This is a genomic window from Vicinamibacterales bacterium (genome assembly GCA_035699745.1).
Taxonomy (GTDB): domain Bacteria; phylum Acidobacteriota; class Vicinamibacteria; order Vicinamibacterales; family 2-12-FULL-66-21; genus JAICSD01.
In genome coordinates this window covers 76,325-92,974 of the sequence record DASSPH010000070.1, presented here as the reverse complement: position 1 = coordinate 92,974, position 16,650 = coordinate 76,325, and the positions used below count along the sequence as shown (strand labels likewise).

General features: G+C 68.3%; 10 protein-coding genes. 5 read left to right on the top strand and 5 right to left on the bottom strand.

Features of this window, described 5'->3' with window-relative positions; translation table 11 throughout:
• The 4 genes from VFK57_17155 to VFK57_17140 form a co-directional block, all read right to left on the bottom strand.
• Complete coding sequence (locus VFK57_17155; protein HET7697447.1) at positions 1 to 1,131, bottom strand: Gfo/Idh/MocA family oxidoreductase; 1,131 nt, start codon at positions 1,129 to 1,131, stop codon at positions 1 to 3.
• A gap of 85 nt (positions 1,132 to 1,216) precedes the next feature.
• The gene (locus VFK57_17150; protein ID HET7697446.1) at positions 1,217 to 4,630 is read right to left on the bottom strand and encodes a carboxypeptidase regulatory-like domain-containing protein; all 3,414 of its coding nucleotides are present in this window, start codon (positions 4,628 to 4,630) and stop codon (positions 1,217 to 1,219) included.
• Positions 4,631 to 4,656: 26 nt separating this feature from the next.
• Positions 4,657 to 5,700, bottom strand: coding sequence for a TIM barrel protein (locus VFK57_17145; GenBank protein HET7697445.1), 1,044 nt, complete (start codon positions 5,698 to 5,700; stop codon positions 4,657 to 4,659).
• A 35-nt stretch (positions 5,701 to 5,735) separates the two neighbouring features.
• Positions 5,736 to 6,950, bottom strand: coding sequence for a hypothetical protein (locus VFK57_17140; protein HET7697444.1), 1,215 nt, complete (start codon positions 6,948 to 6,950; stop codon positions 5,736 to 5,738).
• 81 nt (positions 6,951 to 7,031) lie between these two features.
• Between VFK57_17140 and VFK57_17135 the strand changes: the two genes are divergently transcribed.
• Genes VFK57_17135 through VFK57_17125 form a run of 3 tightly spaced genes read left to right on the top strand, consistent with a single transcriptional unit; the run spans position 7,032 to position 12,165 of the window.
• Positions 7,032 to 8,408 (top strand): VCBS repeat-containing protein, encoded by a 1,377-nt coding sequence (locus VFK57_17135; protein HET7697443.1) that lies wholly within the window; start codon positions 7,032 to 7,034, stop codon positions 8,406 to 8,408.
• Positions 8,409 to 8,462: 54 nt separating this feature from the next.
• Positions 8,463 to 9,935, top strand: coding sequence for a rhamnulokinase family protein (locus tag VFK57_17130; protein HET7697442.1), 1,473 nt, complete (start codon positions 8,463 to 8,465; stop codon positions 9,933 to 9,935).
• Between the two features lie 10 nt (positions 9,936 to 9,945).
• Positions 9,946 to 12,165, top strand: a complete 2,220-nt coding sequence (locus VFK57_17125; protein HET7697441.1) for a bifunctional rhamnulose-1-phosphate aldolase/short-chain dehydrogenase — start codon at positions 9,946 to 9,948, stop codon at positions 12,163 to 12,165.
• Positions 12,166 to 12,358: 193 nt separating this feature from the next.
• Here VFK57_17125 and VFK57_17120 read toward each other — a convergent pair whose 3' ends face one another.
• Positions 12,359 to 13,522 (bottom strand): substrate-binding domain-containing protein, encoded by a 1,164-nt coding sequence (locus VFK57_17120; protein ID HET7697440.1) that lies wholly within the window; start codon positions 13,520 to 13,522, stop codon positions 12,359 to 12,361.
• Between the two features lie 188 nt (positions 13,523 to 13,710).
• Here VFK57_17120 and VFK57_17115 point away from each other — a divergent pair, with 188 nt between their 5' ends.
• Both VFK57_17115 and VFK57_17110 read left to right on the top strand, forming a co-directional pair.
• Complete coding sequence (locus tag VFK57_17115) at positions 13,711 to 14,640, top strand: c-type cytochrome (protein ID HET7697439.1); 930 nt, start codon at positions 13,711 to 13,713, stop codon at positions 14,638 to 14,640.
• Positions 14,637 to 16,343: an acido-empty-quinoprotein group A gene (locus VFK57_17110; GenBank protein ID HET7697438.1), complete on the top strand. Its 1,707-nt coding sequence runs from the start codon at positions 14,637 to 14,639 to the stop codon at positions 16,341 to 16,343. The genes VFK57_17115 and VFK57_17110 overlap by 4 nt, the downstream gene beginning before the upstream one ends.
• Positions 16,344 to 16,650: the final 307 nt, after the last annotated feature.

Sequence of the window (16,650 nt, the reverse complement as noted above, 5' to 3'; positions counted from 1 at the left end):
TCAAACCTTCTCCCACTGGCGGGTTTTCGCGGATTTCAGCACGGCATCCGTCACCAGATCCGTGGCCAGGCCGTCCCGGAAGGTGGGCGGCAGCCCCTTTCCGCCGGCCGCCGCCTGGGCGAAGTCGGCGAACTGGTGGATGAAGGTGTGCTCGTAGCCGATCTGCAGTCCCGGCACCCACCAGTGCTTCATGTAGGGCTGATCGCCGTCGGTCACGTGAACGTTGCGCCAGCCGCGGACCCGCCCCTCGTCCTTGTGATCGAAGTACTGGACGCGGTGCAGATCGTGGAGATCCCAGAAGGCGGAGGCGTGCTCGCCGTTGATCTCCAGTGTGTAGAGCGCCTTGTGTCCGCGGGCATAGCGGGTGGCTTCGAAGCTGGCCAGCGAGCCGTTCTCGAAGCGAGCCAGAAAGAGGCTGGCGTCGTCGATCCCGACCGGCTCGACCTTGCCGGTGAGGTTGTGTTTCCGCTCCTTGACGAACGTCTCCGTCATGGCGGTGACTTCGACGATCGGCCCGTTCAGCCACAGCGCGGTGTCGATGTTGTGCGCGAGCAGATCGCCGGTGACGCCGCTGCCGGCGACGGCGACGTCGAGCCGCCACAGCCCTTCGCCGCCCTGCGGCAGGTCCCTGGAGATGGTCCAGTCCTGCAGGAACTTGGCGCGGTAGTGGAAGATCCGCCCGAGCTTCTTCTCGTCGATGAGCTGCTTGATCATCGTGACGGCGGGGACGCGGCGGTAGTTGTACCAGACGGTATTCGGGACGCCGGCCTTCTCGACCGCCTCCGTCATCTCTCTGGATTCCTTGGCGTTCCGTCCGAGCGGTTTCTCGCACATCACCATCTTGCCGGCCTTCGCCGCGGCGATGGCGATCTCGTGATGCGTGTCGTTGGGGCTGGCGATGTCGATGACATCGATGTCCTTGCGGTTCACCAGCTCGCGCCAGTCCGTCACGTACGACTCGTAGCCCCAGTTCCCGGCGAACGTCTTGACGCGCTCTTCGTTGCGCGCCGCGACCGCCTTGAGCACCGGCTTGCAGGGCAGCTCGAAGTAGCGCGGCGCCTGGAGAAATGCATTCGAGTGGGTTCGTCCCATGAACCCGTATCCGACCAGACCGATGTTCAACTGCTTCATCAACGCCTCGGTGTTTGAGCTGACACAAACTATCGCAAAATGCCCCGCGTGCAGGGGAGTTCCGCCGCCGCCATCGCCGCGGCGATCAATACGAGAAGCGGAACGCGATCTGCACGAAGCGCGGATCGTTCGACTGCGTCTCGGTCACCATGCCGAACTGCGGCGAGGTGATCGTCGTGTTCGGGTTGGGCCACATCACCTTGTCGAACGCATTGAACATCTCGACGCGGATCTGGAAGCTGGTCCGTCCGCCGGTGCGAATCGTCTTGAAGAACGACATGTCGAGGATGAACGGTTCGCTGCGGTAGACCCCTTCGAGCCGATCGCCGGTGGTGTCGAGCGCGTTCTCGGCGCGGATGCGGAACGCCGGCTGCTCGGTGTCGCTGGCGCAGCCCTGCCGCGCGCCGGTGGTCGTCAGCGTGCAGGTGTTGAACCAGCGCGCGGTGGTCGGGTTCTTCAGCACCGGGTCGCCGATGAGATCGACGTTCCCCGGCATCCCCACGGTGATGCCGGAGCGGAAGAAGGTGCTGGCGTTGACCTGCCATCCGCCGGCCAGCAGCCGGAGCAGCACGCCGCGCTTGTCGAACGCCGGCAGCTGCCAGCCGCCGGTGAGGCGGAGGACGTGCGGCCGGTGATCCGCCGTGACCTCCTCGAAGAGCGGCTCCCCCTGGTTCAACGGGGAGGTGCGCTGCACGCTGCGCGAGCCGGTATAGGCGGTCGAGAGGTGCACCCCGTGCGACAGCCGCTTGTCCCAGGAAATCTGCAGGGCCTGGTAATCGCGCGTGCCGATGGGAATGAGGTTCTGGCTGATCGTGCCGAACTGCGGATACGGCCGCAGCAGCTGGCGCCGCTGGATGGTGGCCGCGGTGTTCAGCGCGCCGCCGTCGGGCATCAGGCCGATGAACGGGTTCGGCACCAGCGCATTCAGGAAGGCGTCGCCGAGCAGGATCTGATCGCGGCTGAGATCGTTGATCGGCTGCGTCACGCCGATCTTCCGCGTCGCACTGCCGATGTACGAGACGTCGACCACGCTGCGCCACGGCAGCTCGTGCTGCATCCCGATCGACCACTGATGGAACTCGGGAATCTTGCGGCCGGTGGTGTGGAACGAGATGTTGGTGCCCAGCGCCGTCGCCGGACCGAGCGCCGGACCGGCGGGCTGCAGGACGCCGGTCGGGAACGGATTCGCGAGACGGTTCGCCGGCGTGCGCCCCGCATCGAGCGACGCGACGTAGGTCGTCGTGCGCGTGAAGCCGGTCTGCGTGCCGCGGTCGGTCGACGAATCGAGATAGGTGAGGCCGTAGCCGCCGCGCACCACCGCCTTGCGCGTCGCGTTGTAGGTGAAGCCGAAGCGCGGCCCGAAGTTGTTGAGGTCCTTCGTGTAGAACGCGCCGTCGGCGAACGTGAGGCCTCCCTTCAACTGCGCCGGCAGCCCGGAGGCCGGGCAGAGCGGGCAGTTCAGGGCGAGGGCATCGAAATCGAACCCGCCGTTCACCTGGTTCTTCGTCTCCGTCACCGGCGCTTCGTACTCCCACCGCAGGCCGGCGTTCAGCGTCAGCCGATTCGACAGGCGCCAGTCTTCCTGCACGAACACCCCGGTGTAGCTGCTGCGCCAGTCGAAGATCGGCGAGAGCTGCACGCTGGTCGAGGCCATGTAGCCGAGGAGGAACGACGCGAACGCATTGCCGCCATCGGCGGCCGTCAGGTTGGCGATGTTCGGCCGCAGCGAGGTGAAGTTGCGCGAGAACTGCAGGTTCCCCAGGTTGACGCCGCCGAGCGGATTCTCGACCGTGCTGATGCCGTAGCGGTACTCGGCGCCGAACTTCAGCTGGTGCCTGCCCATCACCTTGGTGAGGCTCTCGAGCACGTAGAAGTCGTCGCTCGGGCCATCCTGTCCGCCGCCCTGGCCGATCGACGCGCCCCCGTAGTCGGTGATGCGGATCGGCGGGAAGCGGCGCGGCAGCGCGCTCGTATACGTCGACGGCCAGCCGAGCGCCGCCGGATCGAATCCCCCCATGTCTTCGGCGCCGCTGATGTCGAGCCGGCGGTGCCGCGTCCAGCCGGCGCGCGCGCTCGAGAGCAGCGTCGGCGTCAGGGTCGACGTCAGGTCGACGCTGAGCACGTTGTTCCAGCGGTGGTGGTAGCCGGCGGTCAACGCCTCTTCGGCGCGTCCGCTCTTCGCGCGTGTCTCGCGGCGGCCGTTGTGGCCGTAGCGGCCGAACAGGCGGTGCCGGGCGCTGAAGTTGTGGTCGATGCGGATGATCCCGGAGGTGTAGGTGTCGAACCGCGAGTTCTCCCGCGCGAAGAAGTTGTTCGACGACGCATCCGGCGTCGTGTTCGGCTGCACCATGTAGCTCATCAGCGTCCGCGCCACCGGATCGATCCGCGAGCTCGGGATCACGTTGCCGGGGAACGGCTGCGGCACGCCGCTCACCGTGTTCAGCGGGTCGTAGATGATCGCGCCCGACTGCGAGAAGTCGCCGGCCCGCTCGAGATCGGTCGGCGCACGCTCGCCCGACGACACCGGGATGCCGGACTTCAGCCCCTCGAAGGAGTAGAAGAAGAACGTCTTGTTCGTGCCGTCGTATTTCGGCAGCTTGACCGGGCCGCCGACGGTGAAGCCCGGGTTGTAGTGGAAGAGGTCTTCCTTCGGGATGCCGCGCACCTTGTTCTCGAACAGGTTGCTGTTCAGGCTCGCGTCGCGGTGGTTGTAGTAGGCGGTGCCGCGCAGGCGGTTCGTGCCGCTGCGGATGCTGACCGCGATCACGCCGCCGCCGGTGCGGCCGAACTGGGCGTCATAGGTGTTGGTGCTGACGCGCACTTCCTGCACCGCGTCGGGCGAGGGGACGAACGCGAGGCTGCCCTGCGCGTTCCCCTCGCGGCTCGCGTTCGGCGCGCCGTCGAGCAGGAACTCGTTCGAGCGGACGACGCCGCCATTGATCGAGATGCCGTCCATGCCGCCGTTGTCGAACGGCCGGAAGCTGATGCTCTCGCGCGTCACCTGGGTGGTGACGCCGGTCACGGTGTAGGCGAGCGCGTAGGGGTTGCGTCCCGAGAGCGGCAGGCTTTCCACCTTGGCCTGGTCGAGCACCTGGCTGCGCGTCGCGGTCGTCGTCTCGAGGAGAGGCGTTTCGGCGACCACGCGCACCTCTTCGGTCATCGCGCCGACGTCGAGCGCCATGTCGACGCGCAGACGATCGCCGGCCCGGACCTGGATCTCCCGCGCGCTCGGCGCGAAGCCGGACAGCATGAAGGTGACCTTGTAGGTGCCGTTGATCAGCGAGGGCACCAGGTACACGCCTTCGCTGTTGCTGACCGCGGTGGTCGAGACGTTGGTCGCGGTGTTCTGTGCGGTGACCGTCACGCCGGGAAGCACGGCTCCCTGCGCGTCCTTGATCGTGCCGGTAATCGTGCCGAGCTCGCTCTGCGCCGCCGCCGGGACGGCGGCGCACATGACCAACAGCATCAGGGTGCTGACGCGGACGATCGCTCCTCCCATGTTCTCTCCTCCATGAGCGAAACAGCCTAGTCCCAGCCGTGCGCGTCGCGCACCGCCTTCATCACGCCGAGCACGTCGTCCCACGTCTTCTGCTGCGTCATGACCGCGTTGGGGAACATGCACCCGTCCCAGCAGATGTGGCGCACCCGGGCTTCCACCTTGCCGCTGTCGTCGCGGAGCCAGTAGCCGGCATGCTTCACGATGTCCAGCTTGCCGTTCGGATCGAACGGCAGGCAGTGCCGTCCGGTCTTGTCGTGCGAGCCGGAGCCCTTCACGGTCGCGTCGTTCTGCGCCACGTGGAAGTCGAAGAGCCACGGACGCAGCTTGCGCGTCATCGTCTTCAACGCGTCGTCGAGCGTCGCCTGATCCTTCCAGTCGAAGTTCTCCGGCAGGATGCGATCCTCAGGCGCGTTGTAGCCGAGCGTGAAGAGCAGCGTGTGCGCCATGTCGGCCTGGAAGCCGACGGTCTGCGGCCGGTTCACTTCCTCGAGCAGGTCGAGCGTCCGCTGCACGCTGTGCATGCCGCCCCAGCAGATCTCTCCTTCGATGGCGAGCTTCTCGCCGATGGATTCGGCGATGTCGGCGGCCTTGCGGAACGTGTCGGCGATCTTCCTGGTGTTGCCCGCCGGATCCTTGGCCCAATCACCCGGGCTGCAGGCCGAGTCGATGCGGACGACGCCGTAGCGCCGCACGCCGAAGTCTTCCAGCTTCCGTCCGATGGTGCACGCCTTGCGCACCTGGGTGAGGAACGCCGTCTGTTCCGCGGCGCCGCCCATCGCCGAGCCGCCGCCGGTCGGCGGCCACACCGGCGCGACCAGCGATCCGACCATCAGGTTCTTCGCCCGGATCTTGTCGGCGAGCCGCTGCAGGTCGTCGTTGGACGCGTCGATGCTGACGTGCGGATCGAACAGGAAGAGATCCACGCCGTCGAACTTCGTGTCGCCGGCGCGGGCCTTCGCCGTCATGTCGAGCATGGTGTCGAGATCGATGGTGGGCTCGGCGTCGGGGCCCCCTTTGCCGACCAGACCAGGCCACATGGCGTTGTGTAAAGCTGGTTTCGCGTGAGACATGTCAACTCCCCAGTTTCAATGGCCGACGACCCCGTTCACCGCCTGGGCGCGTCAGGGTTGCCCGGGCCGAAGTGTTTCAGAATCACGAGCGGATCCGACTCGCTGCGATTCGCGATGCTTACGCCCTGGCGCGCCGCGTCGGCCGACACGAACAGCTCGTCTTCCGTCATCTGGCCGAAGCGGATCATCGCCGGCGTCGAGACCTGCAGGCCGCCGAACGTGCCGTGCCCCTGGGTGAGGATGATGCCGTACGCGGCCGCGTCCTCGATCGTCACGGTGCGTCTGGGCAGCACGGTGAGCTCCTTGGCCGAGTACCACTGCGTCCCGTACGTGACCCACACCTCGCGGTAGCCGTCCCCCTCGGTCTCGGCGAACGGCTTCACCGGCCTGGGCTGGTACCGGTTGCTCTCGCCGAAGCGGGGATTCGTGTTCGCGTCCCAGTCCAGCATCCCGATGATGTAGTCGAGATCGCGATGCTTGTCCGCGGGCACGTCCTTCACCAGCAGGTCCCACGGCGTCATCCGGCCTTCGACCTCCGACTGGAACATCGCGAACACGTCGCTGTTGACCTGCGGCTCGTAGGTGAGGAGCGAGCCCGGGGCGTGCAGGATGCCGGGATCGATCTGCCAGCCGGTGCCGCGCTCCAGCCGGTAGGCGCGCGACAGGTAGGTGATGCCGTTGTCCCCCCTGTTCCAGTTCTCGAGGCAGCGCCGCACGTCGTCTTTGGTCGTGCCGGGCTCGAGGCCCATGAACGTGTACGGATAGTTGTTGTCCGTCGGGTTGTATTGCGGCGGAAAGTAGTAGGCTTCCGGCTTGCCGCGGCGGCCGACGCGCCGGGCGTCGGCGTCGCTCTGGTGCATGTGATGCGGAATCGGCCCCATGTTGTCGAAGAACTTGCAGAGCAGGTTCCAGCCGTTCTCGCGCGCCATCACCTCCTTGCCGAGCAGCAGGTCACCCGACTGCTCGACCGCGGCCTTCAGCAGGAACCGCCGGCCGCCGTCGGTGCGCACGTAGCTGAGGCCCTCGTCGGCGGGCGTGCCGGGACCGTTGTCGGCGTTGGTCGTCGACGAGAACCACCGCTCGTTGATCCCGCCGCGATGCGCGCCGAAGGCGTAGAGATCGTCGGGGTGCAGCCGCAGCCGGCGCCCGGGGTGCATGAACGACCGCGGCACCCAGCAGGGTTCGAGGCGCAGAATACCGTTGCCCTTGCCGAGGGCGTCCTGGATAGTTGAGCGATCCGTGGTAGCCATGGCCGCTCACCATATAACCGCCGCCGAGGGCGCCGCAATACCGATGGCGGCAATCGGCGGCATTTCACATCGCGAAACACCATGCTTCACCGGCCTCTGATCGTCGCGCTCGCGCTCGCCGTCCCCCTGCCGGCACAGGTGCCGCGATCGCCTGACATCCGCTTCCAGGTGCAGATGATCGATCCCGGCGCGAGCGAGACGGCGGCGGTCGCCGACCTCAACCGCGACGGCCGGCTCGACATCGTCTCGGGCGAGTTCTGGTACGAAGCTCCGTCCTGGAGGCCGCACCGGTTCCGCGAGCTCGGGTTCCGTCAGCAGTACATCGACGCGTTCAGCGATCTGTGCGTCGACGTCGACGGCGACAGCTATCCCGACGTCGTCACCGTGTCGTGGTTCGCGCGCAAGGTGGCCTGGTGGAGGAACCCGGCCGATCGGGCGCCGCGGCGCGGCCCTGGGCAGGCGCGCGGAACGGCGCGCCGGGACCCCGAGGATCGCCGCGACGGCGCCGCCTGGAAGGAGACGGTGATCCACGAGGGGTTCAACGTCGAGTTCGCCGTGCTCGCCGACGTGGACAACGACGGCAAGGCCAACGAGATCGTCGCGCAGGAGAACGGAACCGGCCAGGCGTGGTACGAGGTGCGCAACGGCGCGTGGGTGGCGCACGTCGTCAGCGATCGCACCTACGGCCATGGCATCGGCGCGGGCGACGTGAACAAGGACGGCCGCAACGACATCCTGACGCCGCGCGGCTGGCTCGAAGCTCCGGCGGATCCGCGCGCCGGCCGCTGGCCGTTCCACCCCGACTGGGAGACGATCAACACGCCGGTCACCGCGCCGGCGAACCCGGCGCCGGCCGCCGCGCCGAATTCACCGCCGCGCATTCTCGAGCTCGGGTTCATGCACGTCGCGGACGTCAACGGCGACGGCCGGAATGACGTGATCGCCGCCGCCGGGCACGACTTCGGCGTGTACTGGTTCGAGCAGCCCGCGGCGGATGGCGTGTGGCGCCGCCGCACGATCGACAACGCCTGGTCGCAGGGGCACGCGTCCACGCTCGCGGATCTGAACGGCGACGGCCGCGCCGACCTGGTCACCGGCAAGCGCTTCATGGCGCACAACGGCGCGGATCCGGGCGAGCGCGATCCGCTCGGCGTGTATTGGTACGAGTTCGGGCCGGCGCCGAACGGCGCGGCCGAGTGGATGCGCCACGTCGCGGACTACGGCGGACGCGTCGGCGGCGGCATGCAGCTGCCGGTCGTGGACATCGACGGGGACGGCGACCGCGACATCATCTGTCCGGGCAAGAGCGGGCTGTTCCTGCTCAGGAACCAGAGCCCCCGTTTCACATCGCGAAATCCCGCGGCGCCGGTGCCCAAGCAGCGCGCCGCAGCCGCGGGCCGTGGAGGGGCGCGCACCGCGGGTCCTTCGTTCCGTACCGTGAAACACCGCGATTCCTGAGGAAACTCCCTCGATACCGGTCCGCCCGCTCGGTATGCTCAGGGGCCGCGTCCTATGAGAGCCAACTATCTCGCCTTCGATCTCGGTGCGGAAAGCGGGCGCGCGATGTCGGGGCGGCTGCGCTCGGGCATCCTCGACCTGGTCGAATTGTGCCGGTTTCCCAACGAGCCGGTACGGGTCGACGGATCGTTGTACTGGGACGCGCCGCGGTTGTGGCTGCACGTGCAGCGCGCGCTCGGGGAGGTGCCGGCGCGCCCGCGCGTCGACAGCATCGGCGTGGACACCTGGGGCTGCGACTACGGCCTGCTCGGCGAGAACGGCGAGCTGCTCGGCAACCCGTTTCACTATCGCGATGCGCGGACGGACGGCGTCATGGAGGACGTCTTCACGCGCGTGCCGCGCGCGCAGATCTACGACGTCACCGGCATCCAGTTCCTGCCGTTCAACACGCTGTATCAGCTCGTCGCCGCCGCGCGCCTGACCCCGCGCCTGCTGGACGCGGCAATCCAGTTCGGCACCATCCCCGACATCCTCAATTACTGGCTGACCGGCGAGCTGCGCGCCGAGTACACCAACGCGACGACGACGCAGATGGTGGAGGCGCGGTCGCGGACCTGGGCCTTCGACCTGCTGCGTCAGCTCGACGTCCCGGCGCGGCTGCTGCCGCCGCTCGTCGAGCCGGGCACGATCCTCGGGCCGCTGCAGCGATCGCTGAGCGCCGCGCTCGAGGGCACGCCGGTGGTCGCGCCGGCCTGCCACGACACCGGGTCGGCGGTGGCGTCGGTCCCGGCGCACGGCCGGCGCGCGTTCCTCAGCTCCGGCACCTGGTCGCTGCTCGGCACGGAAGTGCCGCGGCCGATCATCACCCCCCGCGCGCTCGACGCCAACTTCACCAACGAAGGGGGCGTGTGCGGGACGACGCGCGTCCTGAAGAACATCAGCGGCCTGTGGCTGCTGCAGGGATGCCGCCGCGACTGGGCGGACGACGGGCGGCACTTCGAATACGCCGAGCTCGTCGCCGCGGCGGCCGACTACCGGCCGCCGTTCCGATCGCTGTTCGATCCCGACGATCCCGCGTTCCTGCACCCGGAGCGCATGACGCGCGCGATCGCGGCGTACTGCCGCCGTACCGCGCAGCCCGAGCCGGACGGCCCCGCCGCCTGCACGCGTGCGATCTTCGAGAGCCTGGCGTTCAAGTACCGCGTGGTGCTCGACACGCTCGAGGGGCTCACCGGATCGCCGATCACCGAGCTGCAGATCGTCGGCGGCGGGTCGCGCAACCGGCTGCTGAACCAGTTCACCGCCGACGCGACCGGCCGCACGGTGATCGCCGGCCCGGTGGAAGCGACCGCGCTCGGCAACATCGCGATGCAGATGCTCGCCACCGGCGCGGTCTCGACGCTGGCCGAAGCGCGTGGCATCATCGAACATTCCTTCCCCGTCGAGCGGTTCGCACCCGCCGCGGCGGATTGCTGGAACGCCGAGTACCGGCGCTTCCAGAATTACGTGGAGCTGACCTGTGTCTGAATCGTCGCACGTGGCCATATCTGGGGAAACCACCCGCCTGCAGAACCTCTGGGACGATCGCGCCGCCGCGGCGCTCGAGTCGAACCCGCTGGAGCTGCTGCGCTACCGCTCGAACCTGCTCGGGGAAGACCTGCGGATCACCAACTTCGGCGGCGGCAACACCAGCTCGAAGTTCGAGCTGGAGGATCCGCTCACCGGCGAGCGGCGCCGCGTCCTGGCCGTGAAGGGCAGCGGCGGGGACCTGCGATCGATCAGCGCGTCGGGGTTCGCGGTGCTGTATCTCGACAAGCTCGAAGCGCTCATCGCGCGCTATCGGGGCGAGGCGCACGAGGACGAGATGGTCGCGTTCTATCCGCTCTGCGCGTTCGGCGAGAACCGCGTCGCCGCGTCGATCGATACGCCGCTGCACGCGTTCCTGCCGTTCCCGCACGTCGATCATCTCCATCCCGACTGGGCGATCGCGCTGGCCGCGAGCGCCAACGGCGCCGCCAGGCTCGAGGAGTTCAACCGGCACTACGGGCGCAACATCGTCTGGGTGCCGTGGCAGCGTCCCGGCTTCGAGCTGGCGCTGATGCTGAAGAAGGCGGTCGAGGAACACCCCGGCTGCGACGGCATCATCCTCGGCGGCCACGGGCTGTTCACCTGGGGCACGACGCAGCGGGAGTGCTACGTGAACAGCATCCGCACCATCGATCAGATGGGGGAGTTCCTCGACGCGCACGAGCGCCGGGCCAACCGTCCGCGCTTCGGCGGCGCGGCGGTGACGCACGCGGTTGCCGACCGCGAGTCGACGATCGCCGAGATCTTTCCGTACCTCCGCGGCGCCGTCTCGTCGAACCGGCGGGTGATCGGGCATTTCGATGCGTCGGACGAGGCGGTGGCGTTCGCCAACTCGGCGTGGGCCGCGGAGCTGTGCGAGCTGGGGACGAGCTGCCCCGACCACTTCCTGCGCACGCGCATCTCGCCGATGTTCATCGCCTGGAACCCGGCGAAAGAGGACGTGGCCCGGCTGCGCGAGCGCATCGACGAGCGCATCGTCCGCTACCGCGACGACTACAGGAAGTATTACCAGGCGTTCGCCGAGCCGACTTCGCCGGCGCTGCGCGACAGCAATCCGTCGGTGGTCGTCATTCCGGGGCTGGGGCTCTTCGGCTTCGGCAAGGACAAGCGCGAGGCGCGGATCACGACGGAGTTCTTCGTCAACGCCATCCACGTCATGCAGGGGGCCAACGCGCTCGAAGGGGAGTCGGCTCCCAGGACTTTGCCGCAGGTGCGTCGTCCCGAGCAGGCGAACGAGTTCCGGACGTTCCACAACTACGTCGCGCTGCCCCGACTCGAGGCGTTCCGCATCGAGTACTGGGCGCTCGAGGAAGCCAAGCTGCAGCGGATGCCGCCGGAGAAGGAGTTCAGCCGCAAGGTCGTGGTGGTCGTCGGCGGCGGCAGCGGCATCGGCCGCGAGGTCGCGCTGCAGATCGCCCGGCGCGGCGGACACGTCGTGGTGGCGGACGCCAACGCGGCCGCGGCGGCGGATGTGGCCCGGGAAGCGGCGGCGCTGTCGTCGAAGGAGATGGTGCAGTCGGCGGCGCTCGATCTCACGGCGCGCGACACGATTGCGGCCGCGGCGCGCGCCGCCGTGCTGCAGTTCGGCGGCTTCGACGTGGTCATCAACACCGCGGCGATCTACCCGACGCCCGATCCGTCCGTGCCCGCCGAAACGGTGTGGAGCCGGACGCTGTCGATCAACGTGACGTCGAACTTCGTCCTCGCGCAGGAAGCGGCGAAGGTGCTCAGGGCGCAGAAGCTGCCGGCGTCGATCGTGCTCACGGGATCCGCCAACGCGGTGGTGCCGAAGGCCGGCAGCGAGGCGTACGACGTCAGCAAGGCGGCCATCAACCATCTGATCCGCGAGCTGGCGATCGGCCTGGGCCCCGACATTCGCGTCAACGGCATTGCGCCGGCCACGGTGATCGCCGGCTCCGCCATGTTCCCGCGCGACCGCGTCATCGTCGCGCTGAAGAAGTACAGCCTGCCCTACAAGGACTCGGACTCGGACGAGGAGCTGCGCAACACGCTCGCCCGGTTCTACGCCCAGCGCACCATCACCAAGCGCCCGATCCTCCCGATCGACAACGCCAACGCCATCTGCTGGCTGGCCGGCGATCAGAGCGCAAAGACCACGGGACACGTCATTCCGGTCGACGGGGGACTGCCCGAAGCCTTTCTTCGCTAGCAGCGCTCGGGCTCACCGGGGTTCTTCGGGGTTCTCCGGGTTCCTCGGGTTCTCGGGGTTCTGGTTCTACGGGTTCTGTCGGTTCTGCCCTCGTAGGACCCGAAGGAACCGAGAACCGATCGAACCTGGAGAACCTGAACCCGGAGAACCTGGAGAACCCGAGGAACCCGGAGAACCTCGAGTTACGCCCGTCCTACGCGAATGCCCCCGCCGTCTGGAGCAGCCTGTCGTTCGGATAGATGTGATCGACGTTGTCCGGCGTGACGAGCTGGTGTTTCGCGAACACGGCGGGCGGCACGGCGCGGCGGTTGAGGATATCGAGCGCGACGGCGACGATGTCGGCGCCGTAGCGTTCGGGGAAGTACGCGACCGAGCCGATCAAGCGGGTCGCGGGCTGGCGCAGTTCGGCGCGCCCCTCGGGGGACGCGTTCTGCCCCATGATGGCGCAGTTGTTCACGCGCCCCGCCTCCTGCATGGCCCGCAGCGCGCCGAGCGCGCTCGGATCGTTGATGGCGCCGATCAGAAACCCGCGCGCGCGGGTGCCCCGCAGGTGGCGGCGCATCGCTTCGAAGCTCTCGCCGAGCTTGCCGTCGCCGTCGAGATACGTCACCTTGCACGCCTCGAGCGCGGGGAAGACTTCCTTCATGCCGACCAGCATGCCGGTGAGCCGCATCCGCGGCAGGTTGCCGGCGCGGTCGAGGGCGAGGAACACGATCTCGTCCGCCTCGCCGTAGCGCTGCTGCCGCGCCCAGCGTCCGAGATGCCGGCCGCCGATCAGGCCCGCCTCGTAGTTGTTGGCGCCGTAGTAGGTCGCCCCCGGATGCGGAATCTCGAGCGCGATCAGCGGAATGCCGGCCTCGCGATACTTCGCCGCGACGATCGGCGCGACGTGCTCGTCGGTCTGGAACTCGATCACCAGATCGACCTTCTCGCGCACCAGGACGTCGGCGTTGCGCTGCGCGATCTTCGCGTTGTAGCGGTTGTCGACGCAGATGAGCTCGATGCCGTGCGCCGCGGCGGCGCGCTGCAGGCTGGTCGAGACTTCCTTGGAGAACTGGTAGTCGGTGCCCTGCGCGGCATAGCCGAGGCGGTAGGGCCGCTGCTTGAACGGGCGCAGGTGCGAGCGATAGAGGTTTTCCCCCACCTTTTCGAGCATGCCGCAGCGCTCGAGGGTGTAGAGCAGGCGGAACGTCATGCTCTTGGGCAGCCCGCTCCGCGCCGCGATCTCGCGCAGCGGCAGCGCCTCGCCCGACGAGCGGAACGCCGAGAACAACTGCGCCGCGTGCATGACGGCTTTCACGAGGTACGGATCGCGCCGGCTGCTCGTGCCGGACTTGCTCTGCGGCGTCGCATTCATGCTGCTTCCTCCCCGGGGGGCGGATTATGCCGCAACGTTTTGCAAGGCGCAACATTCTCCCAAGAGGGCAGCTCGACCGGTTGCGCATCGCGACACGCCCACTTGCCGCGCCTCTCGCATCCTGTTAGCATCCGGCGCGAAATCCCGTTTCACGTGCACGGCGCGCGACGGCGCGCCATGAGGTATCGATGCGCAACTTCGTGCTCGCGGCCGCGGCCGCGGTTCTGACTTCGGCAATCTATTCGGGCGTCGCGGCGCAGGGCCCGCCCGCCGGCGGCGCGCCGCCGGGCGGCCGCGGCCAGGGCCCCGGCGGACGCGGCGGCCAGACGTTCCCCAACCGGCAACGGCAGCTCGCCGATCCCGCCATCATCCAGCGCGGCAACGCGCTCTACGGCATCAACTGCCGCCTCTGTCACGGCGCCGACCTGCGCGGCGGCGATCTGGGCGGCGTGAACCTGCTCCGCTCCGCGCTCGTGCTCAGCGACAAAGAGGGAGAGCAGATTCTCCCCGTCGTCAAGGAAGGGCGGCAGCGTCCCGGCATGCCGCCGATGCCGCCGCTCCCGCTCGCGGACGACGACATCAAGGCGATCGCCGCCTACATCCACAGCGTGGCCGCGACCATGGCCGGCCAGGGGGGGCCGCCGCCCGGACCTCCGGTCGAGCTGAACATCGTCGTCGGCGACCCCGCCGCCGGGCAGCGCTACTTCGCCGCCAATTGCGCGAGCTGTCACTCGCCGACGGGTGACCTGCAGGGGCTCGCATCGCGGTATCCGAGTCCGATGCAGCTGCAGAACACCTGGGTCGGCGGCGTGTCGCAGGGCTTCGGACGCGGCGGCGGCGCCGCCGGCAACGCCGCGGGGCCGGCGCGCGTGCCCAAACCGGTGACCGTCGTCGTCACGACCGCGGACGGCCAGCGCTACGAAGGACGGCTCGATCGGATCGACGACTTCATCGTGTCGCTCACCCAGGCTGACGGCACGCCGAAGACGTTCCGCCGCAACGGCAGCGTGCCGGCGGTGCAGATCACCGACCCGCTCGAGGCGCACAAGAAGATGCTCGTCAAGTACACGGACAAGGACATCCACGACGTGACCGCTTATCTGGTGACACTGAAATGAGCCGTACATTCCGCTTCCTGCTGACCGCGTCATTCCTTGCCGGTCCGGTCCTGCTCGCCCAGGAGAAAGTGGTGCTCGATCCGGCGGCGCTGAAGAAGCCGCTGGGCGACGACTGGACGAGCTACTCCGGCGACTACACCGGCCGCCGGTACAGCTCGCTGGCCGAGATCAATCAGTCGACCGTCAGGAACCTCACGCTGGCGTGGGTGTCGCGCCTGACGTCGGGGCTGCCGCCCGTCGGCGGCGGCGGGGGCGGGCGCGGCGGCGGCCGCGGCGGCGGCGGCGGCCCGGCGACGGTCAACGTCGGGGGCGAAGGGCCCGAGGAGTTTGCGTTCCAGGGGGCCAACGTCAAGGGCTCGATCCTGGAGGTGAACGACGTCCTCTACGTGACCGCGCCCGACAACGTCTGGGCGATTGACGCGCATACCGGGCGCGAGCTGTGGCGCTATTTCTGGAAGACGCGCGGCGGCACGCACATCGGCAACCGCGGCGCGGCGCTGTGGAACAACTACCTGTTCTTCGAGACGCCCGACAACTACCTCGTGTCGCTCGACGCGCGCACCGGCAAGGAGCGGTGGCACGTCGAGATTGCCAGCTTCGAGGAGCAGTATTTCTCGACGCCCGCGCCGATGATCGTCGACAACCACGTCATCGTCGGCACCGGCAACGACCTCGACATGCCCGGCTTCCTGCAGTCGTACGATCCCGAGACCGGCAAGCTGAAGTGGAAGACCTACACCGTGCCGATGAACCCGGGCGATCCCGGCCTCGAGACCTGGCCGAGCCTCGACGCGGCGCGCCACGGCGGCGCCCAGACGTGGATCCCCGGCGTGTTCGATCCGGAAACGCGGCTCTACATCATCGGCACCGGCAACCCGACGCCGGGCTACACCGGCCAGGGGCGTCCCGGGGACAACCTGTACTCGTGCTCGCTCGTGGCCTTCAACGTCGACACCGGCAAGATCGTGTGGCACTACCAGACGTCGCCGCACGACACCCACGACTGGGACTCGGCGCAGACGCCGATTCTGATCGACGGCACGATCAACGGGCGGGCGCGGAAGGTGATCTCCACGGCGGCGCGCAACGGCTACTTCTTCACCGTCGATCGCGTCACCGGCGAGCCGATCGTCTCGTCGATGTTCGGCACCACGACGAACTGGGCCAAGGGGATCCGCAAGAATCTCGCGCCGGATCCGAATCCCGAGAAGGAAGCGACGGTTCCAGGCTCGCTGGTGTCGCCGGTCGAAGGGGGCGTGACCAACTGGCCGCCGCCGGCCTACTCACCCGATACCGGGCTGTTCTACGTCCACGAGCGCAACGGCTTCAACCTGCTGTACCTGACGGAGACCGATCCGCGCGGATCGATGGGACTGGCCGGCAAGGCGGTCGGGCAGGTCGGCGCCTGGCCGAGCGCGCTGCGCGCCATCGACTACAAGACCGGCAAGGCGGTCTGGCGGCATGAGTTCCCGGGCGTGAGCGGCGCCGGCGGATCCGGGGGGATCCTCGCCACCGCGGGACGGCTGGTGTTCACCGGCGATGGCGGCGGCAATCTGGTCGCCTTCGACGCGACCAGCGGCAAGCCGCTCTGGCACTCGCGCATCGGCTCGCCGTCGAACGCGCCGCAGACGTTCCAGGTGGGTGGCAAGCAGTACGTGCTGGTCGCGGTCGGCGACACCCTCTACGCGTTCTCTCTCTACTGAGACTGACGGGGGTTCTTCGGAGGGCAGGGGTCCTTCGGGCGCACGGGTTGTTCGGGTTCTACGGGTTCCACGGGTTCTCCTGGTTCTCCGGGTTCGGGTTGCTCCGGGTTCTGGGTTCGGCGGTTCAGGTTCTACGGGTTCCACGGGTTCTCCGGGTTCTCCGGATTCTGGTTGCTCCGGGTTCTGGTTCGGCGGTTCAGGTTCTACGGGTTCCACGGGTTCTCCGGGTTCTCCGGGTTCGGGTTGCTCCGGGTTCGGGTTCTCCGCGGTTCCCGCGAAAAGTCGAGCGTCCGCGAGAACCCCGAAC